Genomic DNA, 20,468 nt, shown 5'->3' on the forward strand with positions numbered 1-20,468 from the left:
TCCGAGCAGTGGACGCCCTTGCTGGTCGACGCAATGCAGCAGGATGGGCAGGAGCAAGCCGTGGTTTATGTTGCTGATGTCGAGCAGCGGCGCCCAGGCCGATAGTCTCAGCCGCATGGCGGCAAGGAATCCTTGGCACCAAGGCCGCGCGTCAACGTCGCCATTCGGCTTGCGGCCACCTGCCGCAGGATGAAGCCGCCCGATGACGTCACGCAGATCACCTTCTCCTCGAAGTCGCTGCTGCGGCCTCTCGGCAGCGGCGCCAGCGTCTCCTTCTCGAGCGCGATCCGCTTGACGAGATTGGCGTTGCGTCGACCAACAACGGAGCGTGCGGCGCTCGATGTGTTGGAACGGATGCAGCGAGGGATAGGGCTGGCGGCGTTCATTAGTCCAAATCCCATCGAACGCATTAGCCGAGACCTCTCAACCTATCTGCGGCAGCCAGTACCCGACCTTGCGATGAACCATGCCGCGCGGGCGGTCCTCGAGGGAACGCTCGCCCTCGGAGTGCGCCCGTGACTGCCGGCGAATTTTTCGAAGCAGTCAGGCGCATGCCATTCGTGCCTTGGCAGCAGGTGACGCGCGGGGCGCCCTTTGTCGTTTTTATGGCGCATCCCGATCACGAAAGCCTTGGCATGGGTGGTTTGATCGCACTGGCAACCAAGGCTCGCCAAGCAGTGACCATGGTCTTGTTGACTGATGGCGCAGGGTCGCCCCGTCGTTCACGGTCTCACCCGCACGAGCGCCTGATCGCGGTGCGAGGCAGCTGCCCGGCTCGGTCTCTCGCCCTGCCCTCTACATGCGCTTGGATCGATAAGCCGCTCGGCCTATTGATTGACCTCGCTCAGACCGACGATTCCCTGACCAAGCTCGCTGCGCAATATGGTCTCAAAGAACTTGAACCCATCGGCCCATCACCAGAGACTCAATCGTTTGGGTCGTTCTAAATGGCCGGGTCCGTTTTGTCGCTCATGGTCAGTATTCCTTGAAACCAAACATTGAATTCACGGATTGTTCCTCGAGAGGGCTTCGATGATCGCGTTTAGAACCGTTCGCGTCTCGACTCTTGGCAGGTGACTTTGATCTGGCCTGCCGGACCGTTCCTAGCCGCCGATCGACTCGCAATAAGAGAGTACGATTTGCCTCCGGCCTCGGCGCTGGTTGGGTACAAGCGCTCGCTGCCCGCAGCGGCAAGCATGCGAAGGTGCTTATGAGACAAAATAGAATGGCCAATAGCAACTTGTGCGACCGAAGCGGGTTTTTGTCGTCAAAGGGCGGACTCTGTTCCAGGAGCTGTCAGATGGCAAAGTCCAGAGGTCTTGATCGGCGAAACTTCATTTCGGCTGCGGCTGCTGGGCTGGCAGTTGCGGGGACACCCACGCGGACCAGCGCGGCCACACAGCCCGCGGAAACCGCCTCCGCGATAACGCCGCAGCCCATGCCAGACTTCGAGGACGACCAAAACACCGCCGACATCTTAGTTGAGATCCTGATCGCCTGGGGGGCGACGCACGCCTTCGGTATCGTTGGCGACGGCATCAATTCCATCATTGAAGCGCTGCGGAAGCGCGCTGACCGCATCAAATATATCGGCGTGCGCCACGAGGAGGCAGCAGCCTTCATGGCTTCCGGTTTCGCCAAGCATACGGGGCGGCTTGGCGTCTGTGTCGGAACGACCGGGCCCGGTGCGATCCATCTGCTCAATGGCCTCTATGACGCCGCATTCGACGGCGCGCCGGTGGTCGCGTTGACCGGCTTGACTTTTCACGATCTCAAAGGGGTGCGCTATCAGCAGAGCGTCGACACCGTGCGGCTGATGCAGACTGTTGCGCTCTATAACGAGGAAGTGACCGGGCCGGAGCATGCGGTAATTGTCGGCAATCGCGCCTGCCGTGCTGCGCTTGGCGATCGCGGCGTCGCCCATCTGACCATCTCGAAAGATGTTCAGATGATGAAGCGGTCCGCCGACAAAAAGTCGATGCGCAATCCCGGCGTCCGTACTTCGTCGTCATGGACAACGCCCCTTTCGGCGGGACCGGTTGATCAGATACGCGCCGCCGCGGACATCCTCAACTCAGGCCAGAAGGTTGCGATTCTGGCTGGACAGGGCGCCCTTCACGCGCGCCAAGAAGTCACTCAACTTGCAGATGCCCTCGGTGCGCCAGTTGCCAAGTCACTGCTCGGCAAGGCCGTGCTGGCCGACGATTCGCCTTTCACAACTGGCGGCATCGGGGACCTCGGCACAGCGCCGTCGTCTTGGGCGATGAAGAATTGCGACACCGTGCTGATCCTGGGCTCGACCATGCCTTGGGAGGAGTATTATCCGCACCCGGGACAGGCGCGAGGTATCCAGATCGACCTCAAGGCCGATCGCATCGGCCTGCGATATCCGGTTGAAGTAGGGCTGGTCTCGGACGTTAAGGCGACTCTTGCTGCCATGCTTCCCCTTATCCAGCGCAAGAGCGACCGAGCCTTCTTGAATGAGGCGCAGCAGCGCATGTTCGACTGGAACGGAATGCTTGACCGAATCGAGAGGACATCGCGCGCACCATTGCGTCCTCAAATGGTCATTCGAACGCTCAGCGACCTAGTTGCTGACGACGCCGTGATCTCGCTGGACTGCGGCGCCAACACGCATTTTGCGGCACGCTGCCTGAAACTCCGCGAGAACCAGCGGCTGACCGGGACCGGTATGCTCGCAACCATGGCACCTGGGCTGCCCTTCGCGATCGCGGCCCAATTGGCCTATCCGGGTAAGCAGTCGGTCGCCGTGGTCGGTGATGGAGGCTTCGCCATGCTGATGGCCGAGCTCTCCACCGCCGTCTCACAGCAGCTTCCTGTCAAAATCGTCCTGCTCAAGAACAACAGCCTTGCTGAGGTGATGTTCGAGCAAAGGGAGATCGGTAATCCGGACTTTGGCTGTAATCTGCCTCCGATCGATTTCGTGAGCTTCGCCAAGGCGTGCGGAGCCGACGCGTTCCGCTGTGAGAAGCCTGATGAGATCAAGGATGCCATCAACGCCGCGCTGAACTCCTCAAAGCCCGCTTTGGTTGAGGCCATCGTCGACGCCGAGGAGAAGCCGGCCAAGCCGGAAGAGTTAAAGGCCTGACGGTGTTTGCATAGGAACCGAGCCTGAACGCGACAAGGAAGGTGGAAAGAAATGGCGGATGGCCAGGAAGGTTTCCGAAAGGAGCGCCCCGACGCCGGCGAGCGTCCAGTTGCTGGTCCTCCTCGACAGGTACGCTTCTCGCCGGCGAGAGATCGACGGCAGGTTCGGACACACGCCAAGAAGGCGCCGGGAAAAGGCTCGAGGCAGCTTCTTTGCGAGGTTTCAGTGTCCGACAGCGCTTGTCCAGCAAAATGCCGGTCACGCTCACGATCAATCTAACCCGGGGCGTAATAGAACCATCAAAACTTAAACGGCATGACCGAAACAGATAACTTGCCGTCCGAAGATCGTTGGACGGTAAAATTCACCTCTTTGGACGCTTTCGTGTCGCCGACCGTCACGGATATCGCGCTGCTACATGTGACCGTTCGCTTGTCTTTACTAGTTGAAGTCGTGACTATCTTTTCGCCGAGAAGATATTCCGGTTTTATGCTTTCCAAATTCGTTGGCTTTTCGGTTTGCGAGACCGTCGAGTTTTTGGCGGCGTAGTTGACCAGAGCATTGTTGTGGTCGTCAGAAATTGTTTGGAGCACGGCGTTTCGAGTCTCGACGGAATCGCAATCAGTCGTGGCGCCGCAGCCGCCGAGAAAAAATAGACAAGGAACGCCCCAAAGAACTAGCCACCGGTTGCGACAGTACGGCATCCAGATCTCGTCATGCTTCTTAGTGGTTGAACCTCAGCAAGCAACCGATTCGAAGGAGCATTGTTCCACGCAACTGATTTGCCTCCCGGCTCACTGGATATCCCGAAGAGGTGCTGGCGACATTCGACTTGGTCGTCGCAAGTATCCCTAGCCGCTTCAAACGTGATCGAAAGGCCCAGAGCGCGGGCCATGTCCCTTCGCCGGCCGAATCTTCGTGAACATATGAGAGCAACAACAGCGCTCGCGCGCGAGATGCGGTGCAAGGCGTATGAAGCTCAGCTTGCCGTGAAAGACAAGCGCATCGCTTGCCGAGAACTTCGAAGTTTTCGACTTCACGCTGAGTGCGGAGGACGTCGCTGCAATCGACGCGCTGGATACGGGCGTGCGTAGCGGCCCTGATCCAGACGCCGTGCACGCGACGACTTTCCCGATCACGGTCGAGGATTGAGGTTGTCATGAATGCTTGCCTCGAGGGAAAGGTCGCTCTCGTCAAGGGCGCGGACACCGCCATCGGCTTGGCGACCGCGCAGGCTCTTGCCGAACCAGGGGCGGCCGTCGGACGTTAACGAGGTCCATTCAGCCGCGGAGAGAGTCCTCGTGCAGCAGTCCGGCGCGAGCTTCATGGTTGGACATGCCCTCGATGGAGGCGTGTTGGCTCAGTAGCCGGTTGTGATCTGATTCGATGGCCACGAGGATACTTCAATATGGCATGGTCCAATGACGAGCTTCGCAAAATCGCAGACACTGACGATCGCCACGTCTCACCGTTCCGCCCCGATGGGAAGACCTATGGCACGCCGACCTGGATCTGGTCAGTCGTAGTCGACGGCGATCTTTATGTCCGAGCCTATAACGGCCGACAGTCGCGCTGGTATCAGCGGCCCTGGGCCAAAAGGCGGGGCGGATCACTGCCGCGGGCATGACAAAGGACATCGTCTTCGAGCCGGTCGATGGGGCCATCAATGACCGTGGACCGGTAACAAATAGGTTGGCGAGTGCTGAACTGGTGAGGCTGGCGCGCCACCTCCATGACCTGAACAAACCACGTGAGGCTTACATGATCCGAACGGACCCATCCATAAAAAGGCAAGCATCCGTTCAGAAAATTGAATAACAGACACGTACGTGGCTTAACCTCGTACTTGCGTGCTGCGCAGAGCCTATACGCTGCACGGCGACGCAATGACATTCTCCCAATTCCTAACGTCTGCGGGTCGGAAATGTGCGTATTTCCATGTGCCCAGTCGCGCAAATGTTCGGAGCGTTCTGGGACATCATCAGCACGTCGTCCCTCCGAATTCCTTCACAAGCTGTCAGACATAACGGGTCCGCACGATCAGTTCCACGGCGCGGTCGACGAGGCCTGCCCAAGCGCGTAGCCGGGCGCTCACTGGCAAGAGAGCAGTCTGCAGAGGCGAATGCTCGTCGCACGGTCACGCCGTCATCGATGGAACGCCGGCGCAGCAGTGGGCCTCCGCCTGGGTGTTAATAGTAGCGGATGGCTCGACATTTGAGTCGATCGGATCATTCCACGGGAAGGTCGGCAAGACGGTTCTCTTGGAGGTCCATCGCGGCGGCTCGGATCGGCAAATGTCAGTCGTACCGGTCGACCTCGAGCCCAACAAAATGTTCCTTCGTGGGTTGGAGTCGAGTGCTCGCATCATTGAGTCCAAGAGACGGCGCGCCCGGCTCCATCTACCAGCGGCTCTTGAATATCTGCTCTCTCAAGGCGCGGTAAAGGACGCGGACGCGCTGATCTGGGATCTGCGGGATGGCTGGGGCGGCGCGCAGCCCGAATACCTCGACCGAGTTTTCAACCATTTTACAGGACAAAGCCGAGCGGGACGGGACTCGGGCGGTCGATTTGCGAGTCGATCATCGACGCCCCCATGGCGGCCGGCGTGGGCGGATGCTGATCGTGGCGGGGCCGTGTTTCAGCTCACGCTCCCGGCGGCTGACGAAAACTCATGAATATCGACCGTCGTGCAGTGAAACCGGCCGCCTGTGCGAAGGCCTGAGCCGCTGCCTTACTGGGCCGGAGGCTTGGCGCTCTCCCCCGGCAGATCTTATGCGTATGCCGGACCTGCCGACCGGCGCGCCGCGCCTCGATCAGCGCAATGATCTGGCCGCCCAGCCACTCGCGAGCTCGGTAAGGGACAGCCGGAACTGGGTCAGGGACGGCCGCAGGAAATCGCCATTCGGACTCTGGTCGGAGCCGACGATGGACAGCTCGCGGCCCGGAAGGATGCCAGCGTCCGACAGCCCGTGATAGAGGCCGACCGCATGGTGTTCTGGACCAAGGCCACCGCCGTCGGCCGATCCGGAGCGCCAGCAGCCGCCCGCCCAGGCTGTAGCCCCCGGCCTCCGTCAGGCGGTTCGCGGGCGCTAGGAGCTGGCGTTCCAGTGGTTTGCCGTCGGGATCCTCCAGCACCTGCATGGGCCGGCCGCCCTGACTGAGAAGCTCGAGCGGCCGCAGCGCCCAGGCACTGTCGAGTTCGTCCCTCAATCCATGTTCATGTGCGAGACGACCGACAAGGGCCGGATGCGGGCGCTCCGCGAGGGCCGAACCGCCAATTCGAGCGCCAGTTCCCATCGGTCCCCGAACGCCGTATTCAGCAGAAGACTCGATCCTCGTCCTCCCAAGAACTTGGAGGCGGGCGTGCTCACCATTCTGAAACCCGGAAGTTTGGCTCAATGCAGGCTCCACTATTAACAATGGAAGGCCAATCAGGCCTGACAAGCGGCACTCCGCCCAGCCTGGCCGAGCTTAGGGGATGGGTTTGCCACACACGAGACAGTCTGGCGATGCCTCCGATGCGATTTTCCTTATCGCACTACCGCGGACTTGGCGTCCGGCGAGCGGCGAATGCGCCCCGATGTACGGTCCGGCCTCGCCTTGCAAGAGTTTTCGCCGTCTAGCTCCAACTGGACCGCGAGAATATATGATCGCGGAAGAGAGCCGCGCTCGATTGTGAAGCACTCGTTGAAGGCTAAGGTATCGCGTGGGGCCGCAGCACGGTTTTCATAGTGGCAATCATAGACGAACTCGGTCTGCAGGGTATGGAAGAACTTCTCCATCGGTGCATTGTCGAAGCAGCTGACCTTGCGGCAGGCTCATACCTGCTTCATGCGAAGGATTGATGAGATATCGCAGGTTTGGTTGGTGTGGGGAAAGGCGGTAGCGCTCCCCCGCTACCACTGGCCACGATTTTGCACGCGCTTTCCGTAACACACGTTTAGCTGCCGCCTACTTAACTTCCAGGCTGCCGCGATGTGCGGCCACTGCACAAACATTGATCAAGAAAAGCAAATTAGTGCTGCTTGCTAACGAGATACCTCCGGCTATGCTGCGCCGCAGCGGGGCATGCTGACAAGCGGTGTCGCGTGTAGACAGCGGAGGCACAATGACGTGTTCTGCCCTCTCTCCTGGTGCGGCGCAATCGCCGGCCTCATTGTCGGAGGGCTGATCGCTCCCACGACATCGGCCAGGGCAGCCGGCGTTCTGACGGTGGCGATGACCGCGGGCGATTTGCCGACAACGACAGGCAATCCAGACCAGGGCTTTGAGGGCTTTCGATTTGTCGGCTGGAATCTGTACGACGCTTTGATCAACTGGGATCTGTCCCAGGGCGACAGGGCCTCCGACATCAAGCCTGGCCTCGCGACCGAGTGGCATATCGATCCGGCGAACCACAAGCGCTGGATCTTCACCCTCGACGTCGTCGTCCGAATGCTCGGGGGCCTGTGGGGGAAGGGGCGGGCGCCCATTCCGCTTGCGCTGGTCCCGCTGACGACCGGCCAGGTCCTCGACGTCGGCGACTTCACGATCGGCTGCTTCCCGGTCCGCCGCCGCGAGACCGACAGCTTCGGATTCTGCTTCGAAAGTCGTGCACCGCGTCATCTGAGACCAGACCGCTTGGCAGCCCTCGGAGTACCGGACGGCCCGGTGCGGAAGGATCTCGCGGAAGGAAAGCCCGTCATGCTCGATGACGGCAGGACGGTCGATCCAGAACACGTGCTCGGGCCTGCCGAACGACGCAAGAAGCTCGTCGTGGTCGGCGATACCGAAACCACCCAGGGTCTGGCCGAATGGGTCCGCGACGCCGATCTGCTGGTGATAGAGGCCACGTTTCTCGATCGTGATTCGCTTATTGCGCGCGACTACGGACATCTCACCGCGGCCGAGGCCGCTACTCTTGCGGCGACCAACAATTTCCAATTGCTCATCCTGACCCACATTTCCGGACGCTACGGCGATGAGGAAATATTGGCGGTGGCGACCAAGAGGTTTCCGAACAGCCGGGTTGCGAATGATTTCGATCACATCGTGATCTGATTGGCGCAGGAGCGCGGCGCTCCGTGCAACGCGATGCCCGGCGGTTACACGTCATACTGTCGACGTCACCTTTCTTGACGCGACTTCGTCGAATTGTACGCAAGCCGGGCTCTGTGGCGCGTTCTTATGCTGGCTGCCGAAATGACGTGCACGGCACAAGGACATTAGTCCGGCTTATGCAGCCGATTTTCCCTTCCAATTTTACTTCGAAAATGTCCGTCGATAACCTCCTTGCAAGTCGAGCAGCAATCGATCGGTCGGATCGTTGCGCAGTTCATCGTAACCAACGAGGGTTGCCATGGTTGAGACAAAGGGGTCCAGCGACGATAGTGCCGGAACGAAATCACGCCCGGGAAAGCTGAGCCGCCGTTCACTGCTGAAAGCGGGCGCCGCGCTCGCCGGCGCCGCGCGGCCGGATCGGACGCGATCCGTGGCTTCCCCACCATCTGGGCGCAGGAAATCAAGGACATCGAGCTGCGCCATGTCGGCGTCTCCTATTCCGTCGTGAAGGCGATCGGCGACCAGGCTGCAAAGGATCTCGGCTTCAAGGTCACGATGCAGAACCTGGATACGTCGGCCGCGATCAACCGCTTCATCAGCCAGCCCAATACCGTCGATATCGCCGATCTCGAGGGCTGGCAGGCCAAGCTCGCGGCCAAGCGCGGCGTGATCCAGGGCATCGAGGTCAAGAAGATCAAGGAGTTCGAGAACATCCTGCCGATCTTCACCAAGGGCGAGATCGACGGCCACAAGATCCCGCGCCAGGGCATCTCGCCCTATGAGGCGATGTATATCGAAAAACCCGACGCGACCGATCTGCATGAAGGCATCACCGAATGGGCCACCTTCCTGCCGCAGGTCTATAACGCGGACTCGATCGGCTATCGGCCCGATCTCGTCGGCCACGAGGTCACCGAGTGGAAGGACCTGATCGATCCGAAATTCAAGGGCAAGGCCGCAATCCTCGACGTGCCGGCGATCGGCATCATGGACGCGGCGCTGTGCTTTGAGAGCGCGGGCCTGATCAAGTACGGCAACAAGGGCAACATGACCAAGGAGGAGATCGACTTCACCTGCAACAAGCTGATCGAATTGAAGAAGGAAGGCCAGTTCCGCGCAACCTGGACCACCTTCGACCAGTCGGTGCAACTGATGGCGGCGGGCGAGGTCGTCATCCAGTCGATGTGGTCGCCGGCGGTCGCCGCCGTGCGGGTGAAGGAGATTCCCTGCGTCTACGCGCCGGTCAACGTCAAGAACGGCAAGGAAGGCTATCGCGGCTGGTGCAACGGCATGGGGCTGATGAAGCATCTCTCCGGCAAGAAGCTCGACGCGGCCTACGAATATCTCAACTGGTATCTCTCGGGATGGCAAGGCGGGTTTGTCGCGCGCTACGGGTACTACAGCCCGGTGCCGTCGACCGCGAAGAAGTTCCTGACCCCTGCGGAATGGGACTTCTGGTACGAGGGCAAGCCGGCGCCGGAGGTGATCAACGATCCCTATGGCGTGGCGATGGAGAAGTCCGGCACCAAGCGCGACGGCGGCTCGTTCCTGGACCGCGTCACCAACATCTCCTGCTGGAACACGCTGATGGACGAAGCCGCCTACATGAACAAGCGCTGGAACGATTTCAAGGTGGCGTAGTCCTCGCGATCAACTTTCATTGCTGGCGGCGCGCGCCGCCAGCCTTTCTGAAGCTGGTCGTTAGCGGGATGGCAACGCAAACCATGCAAACAGCCTTTCGCCCATTACGCGCCAATCTCGCCGGATGGTTTTTCGTCTCGCCCCTCGTGGTCGTGCTGGTGCCGTTCTTCGTGGCGCCGATCCTGGTGGTGCTGGCGGCGAGCTTTTTTTCGACCGACGGTTTTGGTGGCCTGACACCTACCTTCACGCTGGCGAACTATGCCGAGATCCTGCACTCGGCGCTGACGCTGAACCTCTATCTCGCCACGGTGAAGTTCACCGTCCTGACCTGGGTGTTCACGCTCGCGATCGGATTTCTCGTCGCCTATTTCCTGGTGTTCCACGTCCGCAGCCAGCTGCTTGCGATCGGCCTGTTCCTGGTCTGCACGGTGCCGTTCTGGACCTCGAACATCATAAGAATGATCTCGTGGATTCCGCTGCTCGGCAAGGAGGGCCTCATCAATGACGCGCTGCTCGCGACCGGCGTCATCCATCAGCCTCTCGAAGTGCTTTTGTTCTCCGACCTAGCCGTCGTGATCGCCTATGTCCACCAGCTCACGATCTTCATGATCGTGCCGATCTTCAATTCGATGGCGCGCATCGACAAGAAGCTCATCGAGGCGGCAGTCGACGCCGCTGCGAGCCGGTTCGACATCATGCGGCTGATCGTCTTGCCGATGTCGAAGAACGGCATCGCGCTCGGAACCATCTTCGTGGTGTCGATCGTGATGGGCGACTTCTTCGTGGTCAAGGTGATGTCGGGCGGCGGTTCGGCCTCGGTGGTGGGCGCGTTCTACGAGGATGTCGGCGTGCTGCAGTACCCGACCGCGGCGGCAAGCGCGGTGTTGCTGACCTTGATCCTGATCGCGATCGTGTCGCTGATCCTGCGCACCGTCGACATCCGCCGGGAGATCACGCAATGAGTGACGCGATCACCACGATCGACGGCGTCGCAATGCCGGCAGCACGTGGCGCGATCGCGCCGCGGAGCGGTGCGCGGCCCTGGACCTTCTATGCGCTGGCGACGCTGTTTGCGCTTTACGTGCTCGCACTCTACGGCCCGATGATCTGCATCTACATCCTGTCGTTCCAGGATGTCCGCGGCGGTCTGGTGTTCCCGATGAAGGGGCATTCGCTGCACTGGTTCGTCGACCTGTTCACCCAGGTGCGCACCGGCGATGTCAAAGGCTCGTTCGACCGCTCGATCAAGCTCGCCATTCTCGTCACCATCCTCACCGTCGTGATCTCGTTCATGGCCGGCCTCGGTTTCCGCCGCCGCTTCAAAGGCGACGGTGTCGTGTTCTATGTGATGATCGGCAGCCTGGTGGCGCCCGGGCTGGTGCTCGGGCTCGGCACCGGATTGTTGTTTCAGGCGCTCGGCATCGCAACCAGCTGGTACGGCTCGGCGCTCGGCGCGCAGCTGTCATGGACCCTGCCATTCGGCGTGCTGGTGATGTTCGCGGTGATGTCGCGCTTCGACGACGCCTGGGAGGAGGCGGCGCGCGACCTCGGCGCCAGCCGTTGGCAGACCATCTGGCTCGTCATCATCCCGGTACTGGCGCCGGGCCTGGTCGCGGTCGCGCTGTTCGGCTTCACGCTGTCTTACGACGAGTTTGCCCGCAGCCTGCAGACCGCGGGCTCGCTCAACACCCTGCCGCTGGAAATCTGGAGCATGACGCTGAACGTGACCTCGCCCTCGCTCTACGCGCTCGGCACGGTCACGACCATCGTCTCCTTCATCATCATCGGAGTCAGCCTCGGGACGATCGTCCTGATCCAGAAGAAACGCGGTGGCCGCGCCATGCCGCCGGAGAGGTCGTAAATGAGAATCGAGCGTGGCGACATCGAGCTGGCCGGCGTATGCAAGAGTTTTGACGGCGCGACCAACGTCGTCGATGGCGTCAACCTGAGAATCGCGGACGGCGCCTATTGCTGCTTCCTCGGGCCCTCCGGCTGCGGCAAGACCACGATTTTGCGGATGATCGCAGGCCACGAGGATCCGAGTGTGGGGGAGATCCTGATCGGCGGGCAGAACGTCGTCGGGCTGGTGCCGGCCGCGCGGCGCACCGCGATGATGTTCCAGTCCTATGCGCTGTTCCCGCATCTGTCGGTGCGCGACAACGTCACCTTTGCGCTGCGCGTCCGGGGCGTCTCGAAGGCGGATCGGCTGCGCGCCGCCGACGCCATGTTGGAAAAGGTCAGGCTGACGCAGTTCGCCGACCGCCTGCCCGCGCAGCTCTCAGGTGGCCAGCAGCAGCGCGTCGCGCTGGCGCGGGCTGCGATCACCGAGCCCCGCGTCCTGCTGCTCGACGAACCCTTGTCGGCGCTGGACGAGCAGCTGCGCGTGCAGATGCGGCAGGAATTGCGCCGGATGCAGCGCGAGCTCGGCATTACCTTCATTCATGTCACCCATACCCAGCTGGAGGCGATTGCGCTCGCCGATCTCGTCGTGGTGATGGAGCAGGGCAGGATCAAGCAGGCCGGCCCCCCGCGCGAGGTCTACGCCACGCCAAACGACCGCTATGTGGCCGAGTTTCTCGGCGGCCAGAACGTGCTGCATGGACGCATCAAGAAGGTCAACGGCGCGAGCTTCGTCATCGTGCCCCCGATGCAGGGATCAATCGAGGTACCGCTCGGCGCGCGCGCACGCTTGAGCGTCGGCGACCGCATCGACATCGCGGTCCGCCGCGACGACGTCGAATTGATCCGGCCGGGCCGTGAGCTGCCGCCGGGGTACGCGTCCGCGCTGCCGAGCCGGGTTCTGGCGATCGAATACCAGGGCAATTTCGTCAAGGTCATGCTCGACACCGTGCCCGATGACGAGTTCGTCGCCTATGTGCCCGAGCGCGTATTCTTTGCCGATCCCCTCAATGTCGGCGACATGGTGCTGGCGACCTGGGTCGCTGACCGCGCGCGTGCCCTGGCCTAGATCCTGCTTGTTTAAGAAACGGAGCCTCACCGTGCAGATATCATTCACGCTCAATGCCAAGCCGGTCACGTTGGATGTCGAGCCGGCAACCCTGGTCACCGAGCTCCTGCGTGAGCATCTCAACCTCACCGGTACCCATATCGGCTGCGACACGAGCCAGTGCGGCGCCTGTGTTGTGCATCTGGATGGACTGGCGGTGAAGAGCTGCACGCTTCTTGCGCCGGCGCTCCAGGGCAAATCACTGGTCACCATCGAGGGCTTGCAGGGCGCTCCGGGATCGAACCAGCTGCATCCGATGCAGGAGGCGTTTCGCCAGCATCACGGGCTGCAGTGCGGGTTCTGCACGCCCGGCATGGTGATGAGCGCGATCGCTCTCGCCCACGCCAAGGCTGCGCTCACGGAGGCCGAGGTCCGTCGCGGCCTCGAAGGCAATATCTGCCGCTGCACGGGCTACCAGAACATCGTCTTGGCCGTGATGGCGGGCACGGCTGCCATGCACGGCGCCGGATCGGGAGAGTGACCATGGGCAATGTCATCGGGATTGGCGCATCACCGCGGCGCAAAGAAGACCAGCGTTTTCTCACCGGCCGCGGCAATTACGTATCCGACATCAAGCGGCCGGGAATGGCGGCCGGCGTCTTCCTGCGCTCGCCGCACGCGCATGCCCTCATCCGCGGCATCGACAAGCAGGCGGCGCTGGAGATGCCCGGCGTTATCGCGGTCCTGACTGGCGAGGACGTCGCAGCCGACGGGCTCGGCTCGTTGCCGTGCGGCTGGGGCATTACCGACGCGCGGGGCGTGCCGATGAAGGAGCCGCCGTTCCCGATGCTGGCACAGGGCAAGGTCCGCTTCGTCGGTGACATGGTGGCGTTCGTGATCGCCGAGACGGTAGAGGATGCGAGCACGGCTGCGGAGCTCGTGAAGGTCGACTACGAGGTGCTGCCGTCCGTGGTCGGCGTGCTCGACGCGGTCAGGCCCGGGGCGCCAAAACTGTTCGACGACGTGCCGAACAATATCTGCTGCGACTGGGAACTCGGCGACAAGGCGGCGGTCGACACGGCGTTTCGCAAGGCGGCGCATGTCGCCCGGCTCAGCCTGGTCAACAACCGCCTGATCGGTAATCCGATGGAGCCGCGCGCGGCAATCGCCGAATATAATCCGGGCACCGGCCAGCACACGCTGTGGACCACCAGCCAGTTCCCCCATGTCGTGCGCTTCCTGATGAGCGCGCTGGTGTTGAAGCTGCCCGAACACAAGGTGCGGGTGGTGGCGCCCGATGTCGGCGGCGGCTTTGGCGTCAAGCAATTCCACTATGGCGAGGAGGCGGTCATCACCTGGGCTGCGAAGCGGGTGATGCGGCCGGTCAAATGGGTCGCGAGCCGCTCGGAATGCTATGTTTCGGACCGCCACGGCCGCGACCATGTCACCGAGGCGGAGCTTGCGCTCGACGAGAAGGGAAAATTCCTCGCGTTGCGCGTGAAAACGCTCGCGAACATGGGCGGCTATCTCTCGACTTTCGGGCCGAACATACCGACCAATCTCTACGGGCCGTTGCTGTCGGGCGTCTACACGACGCCCGCGATCTACTGCAACGTCAAGGTCGTCTTCACCAACACCGTACCGGTCGACGCCTATCGCGGCGCTGGCCGCCCGGAGGCGACCTTCGTGCTGGAGCGCATCGTCGATGTCGCCGCGAGCGACATGGGCATCGACCGCGTCGAGCTGCGCCGCCGCAACATGATCCCGAAGGAGGCCTATCCGTACCAGACGCCGGTCCTGGTGCAGTACGATTCCGGCGATCCAATCGGCTGTCTCGATGGTGCGCTGGCCGCCGCCGACGTCAAGTGGTTTGGCACGCGCAAGGCCGCCTCAGCGCGTAGCGGAAAGTTCCGCGGGCTTGGGTTTTCGACCTATGTCGAGGCTTGCGGGCTTGCGCCCTCGCGCTTCGCCGGGCGTCTCGGTGCGCGCGGTGGCCTTTATGAGAGCGCGACCGTGCGTGTGCATCCGGCGGGACAAGTCACCGTGCTGATCGGGACCCATAATCACGGTCAGGGCCATGAGACCACGTTCGCACAGATCGTGTCGGAAAAGCTCGGCGTGGCCTTCGAGAATGTCGACATCGTGTTTGGCGACACCGATCGCGTGCAGTTCGGCATGGGCACCTATGGCTCGCGGTCGCTGGTGGTCGGCGGCGCGGCGCTGTCGAAAGCGGCGGACAAGGTGATCGTCAAGGGCAAGAAGATCGCGGCTCACCTGCTCGAAGCGAGCGAAGCCGATATCCATTTCGAAGCCGGCAAATTCTCGGTCGCCGGCACCGACCGCGCGAAAACGCTGGGTGAGATCGCGGTCGCCGCCTACGTGCCGCACAACTATCCACTCGAGGTGCTGGAGCCGGGGCTGGAGGAGCAGGCCTATTACGATCCGGTCAATTTCACCTATCCCGGCGGCTGTCACATCGCCGAGGTCGAGATCGATCCGGAGACCGGCGCCGTAACGCTCGTCGACTACACGGCCGTCGACGACGTCGGCACGGTGATCAACCCGATGATCGTTGAGGGGCAGCTGCATGGCGGCATCGTGCAGGGCGTCGGCCAGGCGCTCTACGAGAACGCGGTCTATGACGAGTCCTCCGGGCAGCTGATGTCAGGCTCGCTGATGGACTACTGCATGCCGCGCGCCGATCATCTGCCGATGATGAAGGTCGCGACCCATTCGACGCTGTGCACGCACACGCCGATGGGCGTGAAGGGTTGCGGCGAGGTCGGCACGATCGGCTCGCCGGCCGCCGTCATCAATGCGGTGGTCGATGCGCTGGCGCATCTCGGCGTCACCCATGTCGACATGCCGGCGACGCCGAACCGGATCTGGCGCCTGATCCAGAACGCGTCGTTGCCGATCGCCGCGGAATGAAGGGAGGATTTTGATGAGGTCTTTTGCATATCACCAGCCGAACGCAATTCCCGAAGCGGTCAGCCTGCTCGCCGAGCAGCCCGAGAGCCGGCCGCTGGCCGGCGGCATGACACTGATCCCGACCCTGAAGCAGCGGCTGGCGGCCCCGGCCGCGCTGGTCGATCTCGCCGGTCTTCCTGATATCAAGGGCTGCAGCAACGGCAATGCGGTCGTCACGATCGGCGCCATGACGACCCATGCCGAGGTCGCGTCGTCGCCGCTGGTGAAGAGCCAGATCCCCGCGCTCGCCGCGCTGGCCTCTGTCATCGGCGATCCGGCGGTACGCGACCGCGGCACCATCGGCGGCTCTGTCGCCAACAATGATCCGGCGGCGGACTATCCGGCCGGCGTGCTCGGCCTTGGCGCGACCATCGTTACCAGTGCGCGCGAAATCGCGGCCGAAAATTTCTTTTTCGGCCTGTTCGAGACCGCACTGAAGCCGAACGAGATCATCACGGCGATCCGCTTCCCCGTGCCGCTTTCCGCCGGCTATGCCAAGTTCAAGGCGCCGGCCTCCCGCTACGCGGTGGTCGGCGTATTCGTTGCGAAGACCGCCACAGGCGTCCGCGTCGCGGTGACAGGGGCGGGGTCGGGCGTGTTTCGTGTGCCGCAGATGGAGCGCGCGCTCGCCGAGGCGTTCGACCCCACGGCCATCGCGGCGATCAAGATCGACGCTGAGGGCCTGACCAGCGACATCCATGCTGATGCCGGTTACCGGGCCCATCTGGTGACGGTGATGGCGAAACGCGCCGTTGCGACGGCGCTCGGTGCGGCCTGAAGGATTGGGAATGACCGAAGTTTCAGGTCGGGCGGGCGCATCAGGCGGCCTTGCCGCGCTTACGGCGATCGAGATCATCGACGGCTATCGGCGCAAGGCATTCACGCCGCGTGACGTCGTCGACGAAACGATCGCTGCGCTGACGGATGTACATGCCGCGTGCAACATCGTGGTTACGCCGATGTACGACGAGGCGCGCGCCGAGGCTGATCGACTCAGCATCGCGATGCGCTCGGGCGACGCGCTGCCGCCTTTGGCAGGCGTTCCGGTGACCATCAAGGATCTGGTGTTCGTTGCCGGCGTGCCGGCCTATGGCGGCGCGCCGCTCAACCGGGGTTTTGTTCCCGATGTCGACGCGGCCGTCGTCGCGGCGCTCAAGACATCGGGCGCGATCGTCACCTGCAAGACCACGACCTGCGAGGCAGGCTACAAGCTGACGGCGGACAGTCCGGTTTCGGGTCTGACGCGCAATCCCTGGAATCTGTGGTGCACCAGCGGCGGATCGAGCGGCGGCGCGGCGGCGGCGGTGGCGGCGGGCTGCGGTCCGATCGCGATCGGCACCGATGGTGTCGGCTCGATCCGCGTGCCGTCGTCGTTCTGCGGCGTGTTCGGCTTCAAGCCGACCTTCGGGCTGGTGCCGCGCGCCCCGGGCTTCATGCCGCCGTCCTGGGCGTCGCTCGCGCATACCGGCCCGATCGCGAGGACGGTCGCTGACGCCGCGCTGGTTCTCGAAATCATTGCGCGCCATGACCTGCGCGATCCGGCGAGTCTTCCGGTCGGGCCGCGCAGCTTCGATGCGAGGCCCCATCCGCTGCGCGGCCTGCGGATCGGCGCCAGCGTCGATCTCGGTTATGCCGCCGTCAGTCCGCAGGTTCGTGCGAGCTTTGCGCGGGCGCTCGCTATCCTGGAAGATTGTGGCGCGTGGATCAGCGCAGATGGGCCTGATATCGATCCGGAGATCCTCGAACACACGCTGAAGCCGATCGCCTTTACTGAACAGGCGGCCGCGGTGGGCGGCAAGACCGGAGACGATCTCGCGGACTCCGAGCCGGAGTACCGCAGGGTGGTCAGCACCGGACGGCGCTACAGCGGCACCGATTACATCGCGGCCGGCTATCGCCGCGGCCAGGCGCGCGGTGCGTTCCAAAAACTGTTCGAGCGGGTCGATGCGCTGGTGACGCCGACGGTGGCCATCACCGCGTTCGCGGCCGGCGAGATTGGCGTCAGCAGCGTAGATGGACGCGCGGTCGATCCGCATCTCGGCTGGTCGCCGTTCTCCTGGCCGATCAATCTCGCCGGTCTTCCCGCCGCCACGGTGCCGTGCGGCTTCGACGAGGAGGGACTACCGATCGGTCTGCAGATCATAGCTCCCTGGCTCGACGAGCCGACGATCTTCCGGATCGCCGCCGCGTTCGAGCAGGCGCAGCCCTGGGCGCAGCATTGGCCGCCATTGACGGCGCAAGAGAGCAGGGAATCGAAGGCGCGCGCGAAGGTGTGAGGGTGCTCGCAGCGGCTCGCGGGGAGCGAACAAGAGAGGGCACGCTACGCCACTTCGATCGGAATTCCACTCTTGCCGAGCTGCTCATCGAGGCGCAGATAGTGCGCCAGATAATCGTGCAACGCGGTCGCGGCCTTCGACGTGGCGCCACTCGACTTGTAGAGCAGCAATTCGACCTCCGGCAGCGGCGGCAATCCCTCCTTTGGACCAATCTCGCGCATCGCGGGAACCAGCGCGCTGCGGCCAAGTACCGTCACTGCCATCCCTGCAAAGGCTGCGGCCTGCAAACCGCCCACGCTTTCGCTGACGCAGGCAATGCGCCAGCGCAGGCCTGCCCGCTCCATGCTGTCGATGGCATAGTCGCGATAGATGTTTCCCGGCGGCAGCAATGCCAGTGGCACCGGCCGCTCCTGGTGCGCGCAGGACTGGTCGCCGGTCATCCAGACGAGCTGCTCGCGCCGCACCACTTGGCCGCCGGTGAAATCGTTCATGCGCGTGACGAGTGCGATGTCGACCTCGCCGCGCTTGACGAGGCCGACCAAGGGCGTCGATAGCGCGCAATTCAGCTCGACCTGGATGCGCGGAAAGGATTTGCGGAATACGGAGAGGATCGATGGCAGCATGAACGCCGCATAGAGGTCCGGCGTGCCGAGCACGACCTGGCCTTCGATCTCCTGGGAAGCGAGCTGTGAGATCAATTCGTCGTGCAGCCGCAGGATGGATTTGGCATACGTCAATACCGTGCCGCCGTCCTCCGTCAGCGCAAGGCGGCGCCCCCCGTGCAGGAACAGCTGCTTGCCCGTGAGCTCTTCGAGACGCTGCAATTGCAAGGTAATGGCGGGTTGGGTGCGGCCAAGCCGTCGTGCCGTCTCTGTGATGCTCCCGGTCTCGACAACCGATATCAGCGACCGGAGCATACGGATGTCGAGACTGATCAGGTTCATGTCAGGTTTAGGGAGGTCCGTTTCAGCACAGAAAATATGCAATCTTCGTGCTAGCCAAGCCGAGCCGTAACCCGTGACGTCTCACGGTTTGAGGCATCATTCGCGGAATTGCGGTCTTGGTCTATCTGTTTTCTCGTCTCGAACGAGGATCGAGGGCGCGGCATCCGCTGCTTGCCGGCGGTGAAGAAATTGCGGTCGTCGCCCCACTTGAGCAGCCAACGGTCCTTTGCAGGGCCGAGTCCGCGTTTGGGTCATTGTTCCGCGGTCCGCGCGATATGGATCAGCGCGGGACCAATGGACGCCCGATCGAGGAAAAAGAGCTGATCGGCGGCTGCGAGAGCGGACGGCCTGGAAATTTGACGCGCGATCATGTGGGCCAGGGGCCGGCGATGCCGTCACCTGCGTGCCGGCTGGCGCGGCAGGGGGTGACTTCCCGTCGGAAAACCACCGGCGCATGGCTGTCATTGCTTACAGACCCGAGCAATTTCAAAGGGAAGGAGGGGACTGTAAATCAGCCGCCTCATGGCTTCGTAGGTTCGAGTCCTACCTCCCCCACCATTCTGAAATCGTTGAGCAATCTCTATTTCGCCTCGTTTGGCAGTAAGCAATCCGTAAGCAATGTTGTAAGCAATTCCTGTTTCCCGTTTTGTTCGCTTGGTAGGGAGCGCGCTCGCCGTGCCCACATTTCTGCTGGCGTCGATTGGGGCCCTGCTACGCTGAACGCGTGGGGGGTGCCGTCGGAGTGAGCGACCGAGCGCTTCCGGGTGCATCGCGCCTGTTGACTCGTTTCTGGATGAAGCAGCTCGTTGATCGCGAAAAGGATGAGGGCAGAGCAAGGCACGGGAGGTCTTTTTTTGCGATAAACCCGACCCGCTAACTCTTAATCAGCGGGTCCCAGGTTCGAGCCCTGGTGCGCCCACCAAGCAAATCAATAGTTTAGCGATGTTCACCGTTTGAGAACGCCAAACTCAAACGGTTTTTCAAACGGTGTTTTCGCGAACCGTTCTAGCGGGCTGCTCTCCACAATGTGTTAGGCATCGGCGCACACGGGCTGCCGCCAACTCGTTTGCGATGAGCACTACGGATCGGCCCTCTCAATGCTGGAACAGGGGTTCGATTCCCCTAGGGAGCGCCACCCGCCTAATCACGACGTTGTTTTCCCTTCGCTTTTAGCGATTTTCCCCAAACGCTTGGGAGTGGTTTGGGGAGATTTGTTCGCCCGATGTTCGTTGAGCGCCACCACGGCGCGCTTGCCGCCGCGCTTGCGATCGGCCTCGCGCGTGTAGCGCTCGGCCTCGGCCAGGGTCTTGTGGCCGAGCGCTGCCATGATGTCGTGCGCGCTGCATCCAGCATCGGCGAGGAGCCGCCCCAGCGTCTTGCGGAGCCCGTGCGGCCGGCACGTCAGGTCGGTGATTCCAGCGGCCTTGATGGAATCGCGCATGAAGCCGGAGAAGCCGTCCACGCTGAAGGGCTTCCCCCACTCGGTGACGAGGACGCAGACGTGCTTGCGCGGCGTTGCCGCCAGTGCCTGCTCCAGATCC

15 protein-coding genes and 2 pseudogenes are annotated in these 20,468 nt (G+C 62.6%); 13 read left to right on the forward strand and 4 right to left on the reverse strand.

Annotation, left to right across the window (positions count from 1 at the left end; all coding sequences use genetic code 11):
• Positions 1-107 precede the first annotated feature (107 nt).
• On the reverse strand, positions 108-386 hold the full coding sequence (locus tag JOZ76_RS31905; RefSeq protein ID WP_291705371.1) for a hypothetical protein: 279 nt from the start codon (positions 384-386) through the stop codon (positions 108-110).
• Between the two features lie 129 nt (positions 387-515).
• Between JOZ76_RS31905 and JOZ76_RS31910 the strand changes: the two genes are divergently transcribed.
• Both JOZ76_RS31910 and JOZ76_RS31915 read left to right on the forward strand, forming a co-directional pair.
• Positions 516-947, forward strand: a complete 432-nt coding sequence (locus tag JOZ76_RS31910) for a PIG-L family deacetylase (RefSeq protein ID WP_291705372.1) — start codon at positions 516-518, stop codon at positions 945-947.
• Between the two features lie 353 nt (positions 948-1,300).
• Complete coding sequence (locus tag JOZ76_RS31915; protein ID WP_291705373.1) at positions 1,301-3,109, forward strand: thiamine pyrophosphate-dependent enzyme; 1,809 nt, start codon at positions 1,301-1,303, stop codon at positions 3,107-3,109.
• A gap of 299 nt (positions 3,110-3,408) precedes the next feature.
• Here JOZ76_RS31915 and JOZ76_RS31920 read toward each other — a convergent pair whose 3' ends face one another.
• Positions 3,409-3,813 (reverse strand): hypothetical protein, encoded by a 405-nt coding sequence (locus JOZ76_RS31920; RefSeq protein ID WP_291705374.1) that lies wholly within the window; start codon positions 3,811-3,813, stop codon positions 3,409-3,411.
• A gap of 704 nt (positions 3,814-4,517) precedes the next feature.
• Between JOZ76_RS31920 and JOZ76_RS31925 the strand changes: the two are divergent.
• The 10 genes and pseudogenes from JOZ76_RS31925 to JOZ76_RS31970 all read left to right on the forward strand — a co-directional run.
• Positions 4,518-4,783: pseudogene (locus tag JOZ76_RS31925) on the forward strand (DUF2255 family protein); the annotation flags it as partial.
• Positions 4,784-7,222: 2,439 nt separating this feature from the next.
• Entirely contained in the window at positions 7,223-8,149 is a 927-nt protein-coding gene (locus JOZ76_RS31930; RefSeq protein ID WP_291705375.1) for an MBL fold metallo-hydrolase, read from the forward strand.
• Positions 8,150-8,447: 298 nt separating this feature from the next.
• Positions 8,448-9,790: pseudogene (locus JOZ76_RS31935) on the forward strand (ABC transporter substrate-binding protein).
• Between the two features lie 83 nt (positions 9,791-9,873).
• Positions 9,874-10,752, forward strand: a complete 879-nt coding sequence (locus JOZ76_RS31940; protein WP_291705376.1) for an ABC transporter permease — start codon at positions 9,874-9,876, stop codon at positions 10,750-10,752.
• A 32-nt stretch (positions 10,753-10,784) separates the two neighbouring features.
• Positions 10,785-11,651, forward strand: a complete 867-nt coding sequence (locus JOZ76_RS31945; protein WP_291705386.1) for an ABC transporter permease — start codon at positions 10,785-10,787, stop codon at positions 11,649-11,651.
• Positions 11,652-12,758 carry an ABC transporter ATP-binding protein gene (locus tag JOZ76_RS31950; RefSeq protein WP_291705377.1) on the forward strand — a complete coding sequence of 369 codons (1,107 nt, stop codon included), beginning with the start codon at positions 11,652-11,654 and terminating at the stop codon, positions 12,756-12,758.
• 31 nt (positions 12,759-12,789) lie between these two features.
• A complete protein-coding gene (locus JOZ76_RS31955) occupies positions 12,790-13,278 on the forward strand; it encodes a (2Fe-2S)-binding protein (RefSeq protein ID WP_291705378.1) in 489 nt (162 codons plus the stop codon).
• Between the two features lie 2 nt (positions 13,279-13,280).
• On the forward strand, positions 13,281-15,668 hold the full coding sequence (locus JOZ76_RS31960; protein WP_291705379.1) for a xanthine dehydrogenase family protein molybdopterin-binding subunit: 2,388 nt from the start codon (positions 13,281-13,283) through the stop codon (positions 15,666-15,668).
• Between the two features lie 13 nt (positions 15,669-15,681).
• Positions 15,682-16,485: an FAD binding domain-containing protein gene (locus JOZ76_RS31965; RefSeq protein WP_291705380.1), complete on the forward strand. Its 804-nt coding sequence runs from the start codon at positions 15,682-15,684 to the stop codon at positions 16,483-16,485.
• Positions 16,486-16,495: 10 nt separating this feature from the next.
• Complete coding sequence (locus tag JOZ76_RS31970) at positions 16,496-17,983, forward strand: amidase (RefSeq protein WP_291705381.1); 1,488 nt, start codon at positions 16,496-16,498, stop codon at positions 17,981-17,983.
• A 44-nt stretch (positions 17,984-18,027) separates the two neighbouring features.
• Here JOZ76_RS31970 and JOZ76_RS31975 read toward each other — a convergent pair whose 3' ends face one another.
• Positions 18,028-18,927 carry a LysR substrate-binding domain-containing protein gene (locus JOZ76_RS31975; protein WP_291705382.1) on the reverse strand — a complete coding sequence of 300 codons (900 nt, stop codon included), beginning with the start codon at positions 18,925-18,927 and terminating at the stop codon, positions 18,028-18,030.
• A 116-nt stretch (positions 18,928-19,043) separates the two neighbouring features.
• On the opposite strand from JOZ76_RS31975, the gene JOZ76_RS31980 reads away from it, so the two are divergent.
• Positions 19,044-19,673, forward strand: coding sequence for a hypothetical protein (locus JOZ76_RS31980; protein WP_291705383.1), 630 nt, complete (start codon positions 19,044-19,046; stop codon positions 19,671-19,673).
• A 398-nt stretch (positions 19,674-20,071) separates the two neighbouring features.
• Here JOZ76_RS31980 and JOZ76_RS31985 read toward each other — a convergent pair.
• Positions 20,072-20,468 (reverse strand): tyrosine-type recombinase/integrase (locus JOZ76_RS31985; protein WP_291705384.1); only part of this gene is annotated, 397 nt, incomplete at its 5' end.

Source organism: Bradyrhizobium sp. (genome assembly GCF_019244115.1).
Taxonomy (GTDB): Bacteria; Pseudomonadota; Alphaproteobacteria; order Rhizobiales; family Xanthobacteraceae; genus Bradyrhizobium.

What these genes read in the sequence shown, in the direction of transcription:
- JOZ76_RS31905 (WP_291705371.1), bottom strand. Translation starts at nt 386, where the DNA reads ATGAACGCCGCCAGCCCTATCCCTCGCTGCATCCGTTCCAACACATCG.
- JOZ76_RS31915 (WP_291705373.1), top strand. Translation starts at nt 1,301, where the DNA reads ATGGCAAAGTCCAGAGGTCTTGATCGGCGAAACTTCATTTCGGCTGCG.
- JOZ76_RS31920 (WP_291705374.1), bottom strand. Translation starts at nt 3,813, where the DNA reads ATGCCGTACTGTCGCAACCGGTGGCTAGTTCTTTGGGGCGTTCCTTGT.
- JOZ76_RS31940 (WP_291705376.1), top strand. Translation starts at nt 9,874, where the DNA reads ATGCAAACAGCCTTTCGCCCATTACGCGCCAATCTCGCCGGATGGTTT.
- JOZ76_RS31945 (WP_291705386.1), top strand. Translation starts at nt 10,785, where the DNA reads ATGCCGGCAGCACGTGGCGCGATCGCGCCGCGGAGCGGTGCGCGGCCC.
- JOZ76_RS31950 (WP_291705377.1), top strand. Translation starts at nt 11,652, where the DNA reads ATGAGAATCGAGCGTGGCGACATCGAGCTGGCCGGCGTATGCAAGAGT.
- JOZ76_RS31960 (WP_291705379.1), top strand. Translation starts at nt 13,281, where the DNA reads ATGGGCAATGTCATCGGGATTGGCGCATCACCGCGGCGCAAAGAAGAC.
- JOZ76_RS31965 (WP_291705380.1), top strand. Translation starts at nt 15,682, where the DNA reads ATGAGGTCTTTTGCATATCACCAGCCGAACGCAATTCCCGAAGCGGTC.
- JOZ76_RS31970 (WP_291705381.1), top strand. Translation starts at nt 16,496, where the DNA reads ATGACCGAAGTTTCAGGTCGGGCGGGCGCATCAGGCGGCCTTGCCGCG.
- JOZ76_RS31975 (WP_291705382.1), bottom strand. Translation starts at nt 18,927, where the DNA reads ATGAACCTGATCAGTCTCGACATCCGTATGCTCCGGTCGCTGATATCG.